This window comes from Vreelandella sp. H-I2 (assembly GCF_052959335.1).
The window spans coordinates 46,367-59,505 of the sequence record NZ_JBRAMC010000011.1 but is presented as its reverse complement, the minus strand read 5'-3'; the positions used below and the strand labels follow the sequence as shown (position 1 = coordinate 59,505).

14 protein-coding genes and 4 tRNA genes are annotated in these 13,139 nt (G+C 52.5%); 6 read left to right on the top strand and 12 right to left on the bottom strand.

Annotated elements, in window-relative coordinates; translation table 11 throughout:
- Positions 1-26: 26 nt before the first annotated feature.
- A complete protein-coding gene (locus tag ACUVOF_RS20980; RefSeq protein ID WP_447046173.1) occupies positions 27-1,523 on the top strand; it encodes a bifunctional 2-methylcitrate dehydratase/aconitate hydratase in 1,497 nt (498 codons plus the stop codon).
- An 83-nt stretch (positions 1,524-1,606) separates the two neighbouring features.
- Here the strand turns inward: ACUVOF_RS20980 and ACUVOF_RS20975 are convergent, their stop codons facing one another.
- Positions 1,607-1,891 (bottom strand): ComEA family DNA-binding protein, encoded by a 285-nt coding sequence (locus ACUVOF_RS20975; protein WP_447046172.1) that lies wholly within the window; start codon positions 1,889-1,891, stop codon positions 1,607-1,609.
- 269 nt (positions 1,892-2,160) lie between these two features.
- Here ACUVOF_RS20975 and pyrF point away from each other — a divergent pair, with 269 nt between their 5' ends.
- Entirely contained in the window at positions 2,161-2,862 is a 702-nt protein-coding gene (pyrF, locus tag ACUVOF_RS20970) for an orotidine-5'-phosphate decarboxylase (protein ID WP_447046171.1), read from the top strand.
- A gap of 30 nt (positions 2,863-2,892) precedes the next feature.
- Here pyrF and lapB read toward each other — a convergent pair whose 3' ends face one another.
- The 3 genes from lapB to ACUVOF_RS20955 all read right to left on the bottom strand — a co-directional run bounded on the left by lapB (position 2,893) and on the right by ACUVOF_RS20955 (position 4,798).
- Complete coding sequence (gene lapB, locus ACUVOF_RS20965; protein WP_447046170.1) at positions 2,893-4,098, bottom strand: lipopolysaccharide assembly protein LapB; 1,206 nt, start codon at positions 4,096-4,098, stop codon at positions 2,893-2,895.
- Entirely contained in the window at positions 4,099-4,404 is a 306-nt protein-coding gene (locus ACUVOF_RS20960; protein ID WP_113270903.1) for a LapA family protein, read from the bottom strand.
- 97 nt (positions 4,405-4,501) lie between these two features.
- A complete protein-coding gene (locus ACUVOF_RS20955) occupies positions 4,502-4,798 on the bottom strand; it encodes an integration host factor subunit beta (protein WP_007113226.1) in 297 nt (98 codons plus the stop codon).
- Between the two features lie 206 nt (positions 4,799-5,004).
- On the opposite strand from ACUVOF_RS20955, the gene ACUVOF_RS20950 reads away from it, so the two are divergent.
- On the top strand, positions 5,005-5,298 hold the full coding sequence (locus ACUVOF_RS20950) for an FAD assembly factor SdhE (protein ID WP_113270941.1): 294 nt from the start codon (positions 5,005-5,007) through the stop codon (positions 5,296-5,298).
- The gene (locus ACUVOF_RS20945) at positions 5,258-5,716 is read left to right on the top strand and encodes a hypothetical protein (RefSeq protein ID WP_447046169.1); all 459 of its coding nucleotides are present in this window, start codon (positions 5,258-5,260) and stop codon (positions 5,714-5,716) included. Before ACUVOF_RS20950 ends, ACUVOF_RS20945 begins: the two co-directional genes overlap by 41 nt.
- On the opposite strand, the gene nadB is transcribed toward ACUVOF_RS20945, so the two are convergent.
- The 7 genes from nadB to uvrY all read right to left on the bottom strand — a co-directional run bounded on the left by nadB (position 5,693) and on the right by uvrY (position 11,199).
- Positions 5,693-7,282: an L-aspartate oxidase gene (gene nadB / locus ACUVOF_RS20940; RefSeq protein ID WP_447046168.1), complete on the bottom strand. Its 1,590-nt coding sequence runs from the start codon at positions 7,280-7,282 to the stop codon at positions 5,693-5,695. The genes ACUVOF_RS20945 and nadB overlap by 24 nt on opposite strands.
- Before the next feature lie 293 nt (positions 7,283-7,575).
- Positions 7,576-7,662 (bottom strand) — tRNA-Leu (locus tag ACUVOF_RS20935).
- A gap of 51 nt (positions 7,663-7,713) precedes the next feature.
- A tRNA-Cys gene (locus tag ACUVOF_RS20930) sits at positions 7,714-7,787 on the bottom strand.
- 101 nt (positions 7,788-7,888) lie between these two features.
- Positions 7,889-7,963 (bottom strand) — tRNA-Gly (locus tag ACUVOF_RS20925).
- A gap of 84 nt (positions 7,964-8,047) precedes the next feature.
- The gene (pgsA, locus tag ACUVOF_RS20920) at positions 8,048-8,596 is read right to left on the bottom strand and encodes a CDP-diacylglycerol--glycerol-3-phosphate 3-phosphatidyltransferase (protein WP_447046167.1); all 549 of its coding nucleotides are present in this window, start codon (positions 8,594-8,596) and stop codon (positions 8,048-8,050) included.
- A gap of 96 nt (positions 8,597-8,692) precedes the next feature.
- Entirely contained in the window at positions 8,693-10,507 is a 1,815-nt protein-coding gene (gene uvrC, locus ACUVOF_RS20915) for an excinuclease ABC subunit UvrC (protein WP_447046166.1), read from the bottom strand.
- Positions 10,508-10,554: 47 nt separating this feature from the next.
- Positions 10,555-11,199 (bottom strand): UvrY/SirA/GacA family response regulator transcription factor, encoded by a 645-nt coding sequence (gene uvrY, locus ACUVOF_RS20910; protein WP_447046165.1) that lies wholly within the window; start codon positions 11,197-11,199, stop codon positions 10,555-10,557.
- Positions 11,200-11,430: 231 nt separating this feature from the next.
- Here uvrY and ACUVOF_RS20905 point away from each other — a divergent pair.
- Positions 11,431-11,506: transfer RNA gene (locus ACUVOF_RS20905), tRNA-Ala, on the top strand.
- A gap of 129 nt (positions 11,507-11,635) precedes the next feature.
- On the opposite strand, the gene argF is transcribed toward ACUVOF_RS20905, so the two are convergent.
- The gene (argF, locus tag ACUVOF_RS20900) at positions 11,636-12,556 is read right to left on the bottom strand and encodes an ornithine carbamoyltransferase (protein WP_447046164.1); all 921 of its coding nucleotides are present in this window, start codon (positions 12,554-12,556) and stop codon (positions 11,636-11,638) included.
- Positions 12,557-12,723: 167 nt separating this feature from the next.
- Here argF and grxD point away from each other — a divergent pair, with 167 nt between their 5' ends.
- Entirely contained in the window at positions 12,724-13,074 is a 351-nt protein-coding gene (gene grxD / locus ACUVOF_RS20895; RefSeq protein WP_113270910.1) for a Grx4 family monothiol glutaredoxin, read from the top strand.
- Positions 13,075-13,139 lie beyond the last annotated feature (65 nt).

The window sequence follows — 13,139 nt, the reverse complement described above, 5'->3', positions numbered from 1 at the left end:
AAGTGATACAGCCGAAGGAGAGCACTATGTCCACCACACCGTCCGCCACGTCCGAAGCCAATGTGCGCCCGGATTACGATCCCGAGCTGCAGGCCCTTGCCGATTACGTTTTAAATTATCAGGTTGAATCCTCAGAGGCGTTGGAAACCGCACGCTACTGCTTGATGGATACACTCGGCTGCGGGCTGCTAGCGCTGCGTTTTCCTGAGTGTACCAAGCACCTGGGGCCTATAGTGGAAGGCACGGTGGTGCCGTTTGGCTCACGAGTGCCGGGCACCTCGCTGCGTCTTGATCCGGTCAAAGCGGCATGGGATATCGGTTGTATCATTCGCTGGCTGGACTATAACGATACGTGGCTTGCCGCTGAGTGGGGCCACCCTTCGGATAATCTTGGCGCTATACTCGCTGTTGCGGACCATCTATCCCAACGGCGAGTTGCCCAAGGCGACGCTGCGCTTGCGATGCGTGATGTGCTTAATGCCATGATCATGGCCCATGAGATACAGGGCGTGCTGGCACTGGAAAATAGTTTTAACCGCGTTGGGCTCGACCATGTGGTATTGGTAAAAGTGGCGTCTACTGCGGTCGCCGCAAAGCTGATGGGCGCTGACCGTGAGCAGTTGTTGTCGGCGCTCTCCCATGCGTGGGTTGATGGCCAGAGCCTACGCACCTATCGTCATGCGCCCAACGCTGGTTCGCGTAAAAGCTGGGCCGCTGGCGATGCCACCTCACGAGGCGTTCGCTTGGCGGATATCGCCTTGCGTGGAGAAATGGGTATTCCCAGTGCACTGACAGCGCCCCAATGGGGCTTTTACGATGTGCTGTTTAGTCACGCCAATAAAGATTTGAGTCTGAAGCCGGAACCTGACCGCCGTCTACGTTTTCAACGCGAGTTCGGTAGTTATGTGATGGAAAATATCCTGTTCAAAATCTCATTCCCGGCAGAGTTCCATGCCCAAACGGCTTGTGAGGCCGCTGTGGCGCTTCACCCGCAGGTTAAAGATCGCTTGGCCGAGATCGATAAAGTCGTACTGACTACCCACGACTCGGCTATTCGCATTATTTCCAAAACCGGTGCATTGGCTAACCCGGCGGACCGCGATCATTGTTTGCAATATATGACCGCGGTTCCCCTTATTTTTGGCACACTCACCGCTGACCATTATGAAGACAGCTTTCATGCCGCCCATCCGCTGATCGATGTGCTGCGTAACAAAATGGTGGTTGAAGAAGATACCCAGTATTCGGCGGCTTATCACGACCCCGGAATGCGTTCTATCGCTAATGCAGTACAGGTCTTTTTCAATGATGGCAGCGCAACTGATAAAGTCGTCGTAGAGTATCCTGTTGGTCACCAGCGTCGGCGGGAGGAGGGTATGCCGTTGTTGGTAGCTAAATTTGAGCAACATTTAGCGACACGTTTTCCAGCAAGCCGATGCCAGAAGATTGCTGAGGTATGCAATGAACAAGCGACTCTTGAAGCCATGCCCGTGCACACCTTTATGAATCTGTGGGTCATTTAAGGGCTTGTATTAAAATTTGTATTTGTAATTGCCCGGTATGCTTTAGCGCTACCGGGCTGTGGTAGTGATCAACTGGCTAGTATTTACTCTTCAAACGCTACTTGGTCCCGCATGCGGTCAACGGTTGCAGGTCCAATGCCGCTAACGCGGGCAAGGTCATCAGCGCTTTCGAAGGCACCATTCGTTTCGCGCTCTTCAATGATCGCATCGGCTCGGCTTGGCCCAATACCAGGCAATTCGGCCAGCAGTTCAGCATCAGCGGTATTAACGTTAATGGGGGCTACGTCTTGGGCCAGCGCGCCACTGAAGAACCCTAAACTCATAGAGAACAGTAGTGCGGCAAAGATTCTTTTAAGTGTCATAGTCATCCTCGAGATCCTTTTAATAACGGTAAGTTGCATTTATTGCGTGAGCGAAGTTTAAAAGCGGTGATTACTTGTACGTGACTTACCAATTAGCTAGATAAACGCCACTACACTACTAACTTAGCGTTATAGCGTGGGCGTTTATGTCAGTGATATATGACAGTCGTTGTAAGTTTTTAGCTAGAGACATATGGCAAATGGCTTACACCATGAGGGCGCGAGGAGAGTAGGGAGCCTGATATAATGGCTGAAAACATATTTGGAGCGATATTGTGGCCACTGATTCCCCGATAATTATTGCGCTTGATTACCCGTCATTAGACGCAGCGCTCTGCATGGCCGATCAGTTAGACCCTGCTCGCTGCCGGGTTAAAGTCGGTAAAGAGCTATTCACTCGCAGCGGCCCTGCCGTGCTTGAGGCGTTGCATGGGCGTGGGTTTGAGGTGTTTTTAGATCTTAAATTCCATGATATCCCCAATACCGTTGCGAGTGCGGTGCAGGCGGCAGCTGAGCAGGGCGTCTGGATGGTCAATGTCCATGCCAGCGGTGGGCGGCGGATGATGGAAGCCGCCATACAGCGTCTGGAACAACGTGGCTTAACTACCCATTTAATCGCCGTCACTGTGTTAACCAGTATGCAGACTGATGACTTGGCCGATATTGGTATCAATGTCTCATTGGCTGAGCACGTGGAGCGCTTGGCGTTGCTGGCAAAACAGAGTGGCTTACACGGTGTGGTCTGTTCGGCCCAAGAGGCTTCGCAGCTTCATGTGTCGTGCGGTGAATCGTTCTTGAAGGTAACACCTGGTATTCGGCCAAGCTTTGCAGCTGCGAATGACCAACAGCGGATTATGACTCCTAGCAAGGCCATTGAAGCGGGTAGTAGCCACTTAGTGATTGGGCGACCCGTTACTCAGGCCGCCGACCCTATGGAGGCGCTGGAGGCGATTGAGTCGGAGTTAGGGCGTCGATAGTTGGCGTTGATTGATACACTGAGATGGTGACTATTCTCCCTCGACACCAATAACCGGCTTAATTGTTCCCCAAAAGCGACAACTGGGGCATTGCCACTGTAGGGAATCGCTGGCGAAGCCACAGCGTTGGCAGCGGTGGCGCGTACGGTTAAGAAGGAGCGCATCGGTATGATGCTTTAGTAATAGTAGGCGCGTATCCGGTGAGGTTTTTCCGCTAAGCCGCTGGCTTTCAATATACAGGTCAATCAAATAATCAAGCCCCCCTAAGCTCGGTACTGCGCGCAGGCGTTCGCCGATCAATTCAATGGCTTTGTCAACGCCGTCACGCTGATGAACGAGCTGCCCTAGCGCAATAATGATGCTGGTGTAAGGGGTTTGTTCAAGCAGGCGGTAGAGGTGGGCTTCGTAGCCTGCTTCATCATTATTACGCAAATAGGCGTGCTTGAGAGCAGGTAGCATGGTGGGAGTGTGGGCTGTGTCCTGGTGCGGAATGCTGTCTAATCGCTCAATAGCGCGGGTATAGTGCCCGTTGTCCATCTCTAGCTCAGCTAATAATAAGCTGGCACGAACGCATTTCTCATCCAACTGCAGGGCTTTTTTGAGATGCTTTTTCGCTAGAGGTCGACTGGCTTCACTAATTTCCTCCAGTGCCAGCTCGCATAGCCAGTGCGCCGCAGGGCGACGCATTTTCGGATGCTGTTTAAGCAGCGGCTGAATAACGTCAAGGGCTTGCTGCCACGCTTTTTCACGCTCTAATAAGTCGACGAGCAGCTGTTTGGCAGCATAGCGGTGATCATCATCCCCGCTATGTTCCAGCAGGGTAGTGAGTAGCCGCTGGGCGCGGTCATGAACACCCAGCGCCATAAAATCCCGAGCAAGTTCCAGCTGGATCTGTTCGTTGGTTTGCTGCGAAAGGGCAGGGCGAGCCAATAGGTTTTGGTGAATGCTAACCGCTTTGTCGGCCTCGCCGCGGGCACGAAATAGTTTACCCAAGGCGATGTGAGTATCCACCGTCTCGCTGTTAACGGCGAGAACATTGATGAACATATTGATTGCTTCGTCGGGTTGCTCGTTAAGCAAATAGTTAAGCCCGACGAAGTAATCTCGCGATAGTGCCTGTGAGGGCTGAGCTGGCAGTTGAGAGCGATGTCGGCGACGCCCTGCTTGGCGGTAACCTAACCCGTAACCGATGGCAATGGCGGCCACCAATACGCCTAGCAGCGCGACATCCAGCATTTATGCCAGTTCCTTGAACCCCTGGGTACGTAGGCTATCAAGCTCTTTACGTTGCTGCTTATTCTGTCGTTGACTACGGGCCAGGGTTGCTTTTAATCGGACGTAGACGCCTAACATTGCGAGCATGCCCAGCACGACACCAAACACTAATGTTGCGAGCAGCCAGACCGAGAGCGATATAGCGGGTAGCTCTAGCCAAATAAGATTCAAGGCAATCGTTTGCTGATTATTAACGGCAAACAGAATACCTACGAGTACTACTATCAGCAAAATGACGGCCAGAATCAGCCCTTTGATCCAACGCATTTGAATTTCCTAGTCTGTGACGTTCACGGTAGCACTATTGTGTACGACTCAAGCGGCGACGTCATCCCGCTGAAGGCCGGATAACCAATAGCCGCGTTTAGTAACCGAGTGCTCGACTAGCATCTACCTGTTCGCGTAGCTCTTTGCCAGGCTTAAAATGCGGCACATATTTGCCTTCAAGATCAACCGCATCACCTGTTTTTGGGTTACGCCCTACGCGCGGCTCCCGGTAGTGTAAAGAAAAACTGCCGAAGCCACGGATCTCAACGCGTCCACCGCTGGAGAGAGAGTCCGTCATATCGTCCAGAATAATACGCACCGCCGTTTCAACGTCTTTGGCGGATAATTCCGGCTGACGCATCGCAATTTGTTCGATTAATTCAGATTTAGTCATCGGTTAGCTCCCTGCGAACATTGAAGGCCGTGACGCGCTCTCGACCTCATAAATATTCAATTCAGCATACTGCTCAATTGAATATAAAACAATTCAGATAAAACAAGGTTCTAGACTCATTAACAGCATAGGCGAAGGAGGGCGCTGGCGCGACCCCACAGCTTAGGTATACTGGCTCCTCATTTATTTGATTGGAGAGGATGACGTTGAACGACGACAATTCCCCTGCTGCCATTTTGCGCAAACGGCTTTATTGGCACTCTCGGCGTGGTATGTGGGAGCTTGATCTGCTGCTTATCCCTTTTCTTGAACAGCGTTTTGACCATCTTTGTGAAGCGGACCAGCTTGCCTATCAGCAGCTCATTGAAGGTGAGGATCAGGACCTTTTTGTGTGGCTAATGCATCGCGAGTGGCCTGAAGAACCCAGCCAGCGGCGTATTGTACAAATGATTGTTGAGCATGCTGAAACCACCGATAATTCTGCCTATCGTACCCTCTAGACTGTGGCAGCTTACGCAATGCTGTCTGTTCATAGTCATTGCGATGCTGGGCTACTGGGTGGGAGGTAAGCTAGCCGCTTTGGCATTGATTGTGTTAGGTGGTGCTCTTGGTTGGAGCGCCTATCTACATCAACCTGAAGGACTACTTTCATTGACATCGACAGCGTCGGTAGTTCATGGCCGCTGGCTGCTGACACGCAATCGAAAGACGGCAGGAAGTGAGCCGATGCTAAGTGCGGGAGTGGGCGAAAAGCTAAATGAAGAGCTGGGTGAAGAGCATCAGGTGCGCTGTGACTATTTAGGACCCTGGTTAATAGGGCTTTATATCGGGAAGCAGCGGGTTTGGCTGTGGCCTGATAGCGCACCTTCTGAAAGCCTGCGTGAGGTAAGGCGGTTATTCCACCGCCCAGGCCGCTAAATCTTTCATAGTAAGCGAAGTGGCGATGGCCTCCGACTGCTGTTGGGGCCAGTCGGTGGTGAAGTGCAGCCCTCTTGACTCATGCCGTTGCTGTGCCGCCAGCACCGTTAAAAGTGCTAATTGAAGCGCTTGCTGTAAGCGTTTGCCTTCGGGGTCTGCTAGCGCTCCTTCCATCTCTTCCAAGCGGGTTAGCAGTATTTTTAAATGTTTCAAGGCGGTGCTTAGCCCGGCAGTACTGCGCACAATAGAAACCTGCTGGCTCATGATAGCCCGCATGCGATGACGCATATCGTTGAACACTGTTTTGGGTAAGGCAATGGCTGCGGCTTGAGCCGGAGGCTGAAATTCGACACTTGGAGAGTCGTCGCCTTGTTCCTTCAATGCGTTAGCACAGCTGCGCGCAAATACTAAACACTCTAGTAACGAGTTACTGGCCATTCGGTTGGCACCATGCAGACCCGTGTAGGCTGTTTCACCGATGGCATATAGGTTTGTAACGTCTGTAGCGCCTTGCAGGTTAGTGGCGACACCACCACAACTATAATGAGCCGCAGGCACCACGGGAATTGCTTGTTGGGTGATATCCAGACCTCGCGAGGCGCAGTGGGTCAAAATAGTGGGAAAGTGGTGATGAATCGCTTTTTCCCCCAAGTGGCGAATATCCAGCCACACATGGCCACGCGTGCCCCGCTGTATTTCGGCATCAATAGCGCGAGCGACCACATCGCGGGGGGCTAGTTCTGCGCGCTTATCTAGCGCTGGCATAAAACGCTGGCCATATTCATCAAGCAAATGCCCCCCTTCACCGCGAACCGCCTCGCTAATTAAGAACGCCGGGCCTTCTGGGTCATAGAGACAGGTTGGGTGAAACTGCTGAAACTCTAGGTTAATTAGCCGTGCACCAAGCGCTGCAGCCATCATCATGCCTTCGCCGCTGCTTGGCGCGGGAGTGGTGGTATGGCGATAAAGGCCACTTGCTCCGCCGGTGGCTAAGACAGTGTAGCGTGCAGTCAGCGAGCGCCATTGTAAGTGAGCATCACAGCCATAGGCACCGCGGCAGGCACCTTGGTTATCTTGCAGCAGACCTATGATTGTGAGGTCGTTGCGCTGAGTAATGTTGGGGTGTTGTGCAACGCTGTTTAATAGGGTGTCTACTACGGCGCGGCCGGTGGCATCGTCGGCGTGGATGATGCGCCGAGCATTGTGGCCGCCTTCGCGGGTTAGGTGATACGGGTAGCGCGCTGCAGGGTCGGTCTCTGGCGTAAAAGGAACGCCCTTATCGATCAACCACTGTATGGCAGCGGGGCCGTGGGTAACAGTAAAGCGCACCGCCTCTGTTTCACATAGCCCATCGCCAGCAATTAACGTGTCATTGATATGCGCTTCTAGGTCGTCATCTGGCGAGAGGACTGCAGCAATGCCGCCTTGTGCCCATCGGCTGGCGCCGTGATCATCTTGAGCGGGACGAACCAGGGTCACTGATAGATGATCAGCAATTTCCAGAGCAAGGGTTAATCCAGCGACACCGCCGCCAATGATAAGTACATCGGATGTTGGCGTGGTCATTTGACCGCTCTCCTTCATGCTGACCGAAATCTTGCACACACTAAATATAGCTAGCGTTTGCATAGCGCTAAAATACAGAAGGCAGGCATCATAGCGTAGCGATTAATGTTTAGCGATGTTTGAGGACCAGAAAAGAACGTTGTTCGCGCGCCGGAAAAGGCTGGGCTAAATGCAGCGTGAAGAGGTAATCAAAATAGGAGCTAAATGGCTGTGGAAGTAGCCAGTGATAGAAGGAGAGGTGCAGAAAAAGTAAAGATAGGGAAAGCGAAGATAGAGAAATTAATGCTAGATAATGGTGCCCGGAGCCGGACTTGAACCGGCACGGGGTTGCCCCCGAGAGATTTTAAGTCTCTTGCGTCTACCGATTTCGCCATCCGGGCAGAACATCACAATGCTGTTTCGCTGTTTAGAACAACACAACTGTACAAAGATGGAGGCTGGAGTCGGAATCGAACCGGCGTACACGGAGTTGCAGTCCGCTGCATAACCACTCTGCCATCCAGCCTCAAGAGTCGTTGGAGCGGGAAAGTAGATTAGATGGGGCTGCCCCCAGCCGGACTGGCGCACCAGCTCACGACCCTAGCCTGCTTTACCACACTTCCAAGTTGGAGCGGGAAAGGAGATTCGAACTCCCGACCCTCGCCTTGGCAAGGCGATGCTCTACCACTGAGCTATTCCCGCTCGACTCGAGGGCGAATTATACGGATCGCCACCAGCTTGTCAATCAATGAATTAACTAGAGTTCCTTATTTACTTATCAGCAGCTTACATGGAGCGGCTAAGGTGCGGCCAGGCGGCTTTGAGGTATTGAATCATCGACCACAGCGTTAAAATAGCGGCGGCATAGAGAACCACAATGCCTAAAAGAGCAAATTCATGTGCGGGAGGAAGTGCCAGCAAGATTAGCAGTGATACCATTTGCAGCGTTGTTTTTAGTTTGCCTACCCATGACACGGCCACCATGCCTCGCTTGCCCATTTCGGCCATCCATTCGCGTAACGCTGAAATGACAATTTCACGGCCAATAATGACTAGGGCGGGTAGCGTTAGCACTGCGGTATCAAAGCGCTCAATTAAGAGTGCCAGAGCAACGACGACCATGAGCTTGTCAGCTACCGGGTCTAAAAAAGCGCCAAAAGGCGTTGACTGATTCCAGCGTCGCGCTAAATAGCCATCCAGCCAATCGGTAATCGAGGCCAGACCAAAAAGGCCTGCCGCTACAGGCATGCTCCAGCTGAAGGGCAGATAAAACAGCACCACCAGTAGCGGAATAAAGGCGATTCTCGCCAATGTTAGTATGTTAGGTATATTCATCGCAGGGTGCGATCCTTGCCGGAAAATCAGAGGATTCGAAGTGTCTGGGGCTCATTCTATCCCCCTTGGCCGATAGCATCCATGCCGACGAGGAGTTTATCCGTTGAGTGCCCGGTAAATACTCTCGGCTAACGAGGCATTAATGCCAGGTACACGGGCGAGTTCGTCGCGGCTGGCCTTTTGCACCCCTTGCAGTCCACCAAAAAAACGCAGCAGTTCCCGCCTGCGTTTAGGGCCGATGCCCGGTATATCCTGCAGCGTTGAGGTGCGTCTCGCTTTGTCACGCTGGGCGCGGTGGCCTGCAATGGCAAAGCGGTGTGACTCATCGCGGATGTGCTGGATCAAGTGCAGGGCTGGGGATGCCGGGTCCAGATTGAGTGGGTTGTCGGCGGTTTCTAAAAACAGGCTTTCAAGCCCTGCTTTACGCGTTGTACCTTTAGCTACACCCAACAATATGATGTTGGTGATATCGAGCTCTTGAAAAACGTCGCGGGCCATATTGAGCTGACCCTTGCCGCCGTCGACAATCAGGATGTCGGGGGCGACTGCTTCCCCGCTTTTTACGCGCTTGAGGCGTCGTTTGAGAGCCTGCTGCATGGCGGCGTAATCATCGCCGGCAGCCACCCCTTCAATGCGGAAGTGGCGGTAGTCGCTTTTACGCGGGCCTTGATGATCAAACACGACACAGGAGGCAACGGTCGCTTCGCCATGGCTGTGGCTAATGTCAAAGCACTCCAAGCGCTGCGGCGTCTCTGCTAAGCCCAGTGCTTTCTGTAGCGCGGTAAAGCGCTGGGTTAGCTGTGTTTGATTGGCCAGTTGTGAGGCCAGCTGTTGTTCCGCGTTGGTAATGGCAAGCTGTTGCCACTGAGCACGGTAGCCGCGCACTTGGCTGGTTACACGAATGCGTTTTCCTGCATGCTGAGTCAGTGCTTCGGCGATAAGCTCGCTATCATCCAGCGGGTGGCTGGTAATGACTTCATTGGGAACGTTATGCGGCTGGCCAAAATAGTATTGACTAACGACTTCAGTGAGCAGCGTCTCAAGGGGTAGGTCCAGATCGTTTTTTGGCGTGTGATGGCGTGCCCCCAATAGCCGACCATCGCGAACGCTTAGCACTGAAACACCAAGCGCGCCAGGGCGTTGAGCGAGAGCAAAAACATCGGCATCTCCGCCGCCCGTGTCGACAAACTGACGCTGTTGAAGTTGCCGCAATTGCTGTACTTGGTCGCGTAGGCGAGCGGCTTCCTCAAAATTGAGAGCTTGGCTGGCGGCTTCCATCGCTTTCATCAATTCTTCGGTAACATGCTCACTTTTACCTTCCAGGCACATTACGGCGTGTTCAAGGTCGCGCTGATAATCCTCAGCAGAAATATAGTCGACGCAAGGGGCGCTACAGCGCTGAATTTGATACTGCAAACAGGGACGTGAACGATGGGCAAAGACACTATCTTCACAATTGCGGATTCGAAATATTTTTTGCATCAACGCAAGGCTTTCACGCACGGCCCCGCTGCTAGGGTAGGGGCCTAGATAGCGACCATCATCACTGCGTTGGCGGACGCGCTTATACTCAAGCGCAGGATACGAATGGCGGTCGGTAACAAAAACAAAAGGGTAAGATTTATCATCGCGGAGCAAAATATTGTAGGGCGGGCGCAGTTGTTTGATTAGCGTCTGTTCGAGCAGAAGCGCTTCGGTTTCAGTGCGCGTTACGGTTACTTGAATGTCGGCGATGCGTCCAACCATGGCCTGGGTTTTGGTGTTTAACTGGCCACGGAAATAGCTGGCCAAGCGTGCTTTTAAGCGCTTAGCTTTACCCACGTAGAGCGTATTGCTTTGTTCATCAAGCATACGATAAACCCCCGGAGAGGTGCTTACCGAGCTCAAGAACTGTTTTGAATCAAAAGTCATGTCAGCGTGTCGGTACCCGATAACAACAGGGGAATTTGGGATTATAGCTAGGTAGCGTCAAACCCCTCGACCAGCCCATGACGGAGCGCTAAATGAGTCAGCTCAACGTCAGTGGCAACCTGTAGTTTATCAAAGAGTCGATAGCGGTAGGTATTTACTGTTTTAGGACTTAAATGCAGGCGATCAGAGATATCTTGTACGCGCTGGCAGTTAACAATCATGAGGGCAATCTGAAGCTCACGGTGGGAGAGGTGGCTAAAGGGATTATCTTCATTGGTAAAGTGGGAAAGCGCTAAACGTTGGGCAATTTCCTGGCTTACGTAACGGCGACCGTGGAACACTTGGCGTATGGCGTCGGTCATTTCTAACGCATCCGCGCCTTTGCTTAGAAAGCCTGAGGCGCCAGCTTCCAACATGCGACGCAGCACACTGTCTTCCATATGCGCCGTTAGAATTAATACCTTAACGTCTGCCATCGTACGGTGAATGCGCCGAGTGGCTTCAAGCCCGCCGATGCCTGGCATGCGAATATCCATTAACACAATGTCGGGCTTCAAATGGCGGCACTGTGTCACCGCGGTTTCGCCATCGTCGACCTCGCCCACAATTTTAATGTCACACTCTTCGTTTAGCAGGTGAGCAATGCTAGTTCTAACTAGATGATGATCATCGGCGATAAGTACACTGATCAAGGGGCAGGCTCCTGCATGGAAACATCATGGGCTGAGGCGTTGGCCTTGTTCGCTACTCTATCTTGTTAATTGCATATAGATCTTATTAATTGCATGTAGATCTTATTAGTCGCATATAGAGTGCCACAGCTGAAGGCAAAGGGGAATTAGTTAGGCCTTATGGTGCAAAAACTTGACCGAGGGAAAGGTTCAACGTAGTATCCGCCTCGCTGTCAAAAAAGTGCAGTACGTGGGGCCTTAGCTCAGCTGGGAGAGCGCAACACTGGCAGTGTTGAGGTCAGCGGTTCGATCCCGCTAGGCTCCACCAATATGCAGCTTAACTGAATTCAGCTTCACCAAATTATAGAAAAAGCCTCGTTGATTAAACGAGGCTTTTTTCGTATTCAAAAAGCGTTAGTTCAGTAGTCTTTTGCTGACTTGCTATTTTCTCAGCAACTTACTCAGCAACCCTGCCTAGCAGTAAGAACTCAATCAATGCTTTTTGCGCATGCAGGCGATTACCTGCTTCCTGCCACACGACGGCGCGCGGGTCCTCAAGAAGCGTTTGGCTGATCTCTTCGCCGCGGTGTGCCGGCAGGCAATGTAGAAACAGCGCATCTTTGTTTGCCTGATCCAGCATGGCTTCTGTTACTTGAAAGCCAGCGAAATCTGCTTCACGTATAGCCTGTTCCTCTTCTTGGCCCATCGAGGCCCAGACATCGGTAGTGATCAGGTCAGCTTCTTTAACCGCGGCTTGTGGGTCATGTAATAAAGAGATGTGATCGCCTGCTGCCTCCATGATGTCGGCACGGGGCTCATAGCCTTTCGGGCAGCAGATGCGCAGGTGAAAGCCAAACTGGCGAGCGGCATTGATCCACGAGTGGCACATGTTGTTGCCATCACCAACCCATACCGCTGTGCGACCCTTTACGCTGCCACGTAGTTCGGTCCAGGTCATTACGTCAGCGAGTAGTTGGCACGGGTGGTAGTCGTCGCTGAGTGCGTTAATGACGGGGACGCTGCTGGCGCTGGCGTAGGTCTCAAGCCCGGCGTGTGAAAAGGTGCGGATCATTACCGCATCGACCATTTCAGAGAGGACGCGAGCGGTGTCTTCAATTGGCTCCCCGCGGCCTAGTTGGGTATCGCGGGGAGAGAGAAATAGCGCATGGCCGCCAAACTGTGCCATTCCCGTTTCAAATGAAACCCGCGTACGCGTTGATGATTTTTCAAAAATCATCGCCAGGGTGCGGTTGGGTAATGGTGTATAAACAGGACCTTGGGCTTTAAGATTGGTTTTAATCGTAATGGCGCGCTGGATCAAATAATCCAGCTCGTCCGGGGTCAAATCTAACAAGGTCAGGAAATGGCGTGTCGCCATAAGGGATTCTCTCCGCGCAAAAACACTATCCTAGCTATGCTGCAGGGGATGCGCAACGCGAACGGCATGCGTAGAATACCACTGACACGTTAAAGCTGAGCGCTCTACTCAGGTACTTTTTAAGTGCTAAGTGTGTGGGCTCGGCCATTGATAAGCGAGGAAATTTTATGAGCACGACTGCCGAAAACATTCAGCGCCAAATTAGCGAAAACCCGGTTCTGATTTACATGAAAGGCTCGCCCCAACTGCCTCAGTGCGGTTTTTCTGCCCAGACCGTTCAGGCGTTAATGAGCTGTGGCGAGCGCTTTGCGTTCGTTAACGTTCTGGATAATCCGGATATTCGCGCTGAATTACCCAAGATTGCCAATTGGCCGACATTCCCTCAGCTGTGGGTAGAAGGCGAGCTGGTAGGGGGCTGTGATATTGTGGTTGAAATGCATCAAAGCGGCGAGCTCGAAAAGCTGGTAAAAGCGGCTGCTCAGCGCGCCGGTGCTGCGGAAGGTAGTGATAACGCCTAGCGGTCGCCGAACACTCCGCACCAGGCGGTTGGCGGGCTGCGGTGCAGCCGCTAGAATGACGCTTG

Bases quoted from the DNA above. Each gene is read 5' to 3' on its own strand.
- ACUVOF_RS20980 (WP_447046173.1), top strand. From the start codon at position 27: ATGTCCACCACACCGTCCGCCACGTCCGAAGCCAATGTGCGCCCGGAT.
- ACUVOF_RS20975 (WP_447046172.1), bottom strand. From the start codon at position 1,891: ATGACTATGACACTTAAAAGAATCTTTGCCGCACTACTGTTCTCTATG.
- lapB (WP_447046170.1), bottom strand. From the start codon at position 4,098: ATGCTGGATGTCGCGCTGCTAGGCGTATTGGTGGCCGCCATTGCCATC.
- ACUVOF_RS20960 (WP_113270903.1), bottom strand. From the start codon at position 4,404: ATGCGTTGGATCAAAGGGCTGATTCTGGCCGTCATTTTGCTGATAGTA.
- ACUVOF_RS20955 (WP_007113226.1), bottom strand. From the start codon at position 4,798: ATGACTAAATCTGAATTAATCGAACAAATTGCGATGCGTCAGCCGGAA.
- ACUVOF_RS20945 (WP_447046169.1), top strand. From the start codon at position 5,258: ATGCTGAAACCACCGATAATTCTGCCTATCGTACCCTCTAGACTGTGG.
- nadB (WP_447046168.1), bottom strand. From the start codon at position 7,282: ATGACCACGCCAACATCCGATGTACTTATCATTGGCGGCGGTGTCGCT.
- pgsA (WP_447046167.1), bottom strand. From the start codon at position 8,596: ATGAATATACCTAACATACTAACATTGGCGAGAATCGCCTTTATTCCG.
- uvrC (WP_447046166.1), bottom strand. From the start codon at position 10,507: ATGACTTTTGATTCAAAACAGTTCTTGAGCTCGGTAAGCACCTCTCCG.
- argF (WP_447046164.1), bottom strand. From the start codon at position 12,556: ATGGCGACACGCCATTTCCTGACCTTGTTAGATTTGACCCCGGACGAG.
- grxD (WP_113270910.1), top strand. From the start codon at position 12,724: ATGAGCACGACTGCCGAAAACATTCAGCGCCAAATTAGCGAAAACCCG.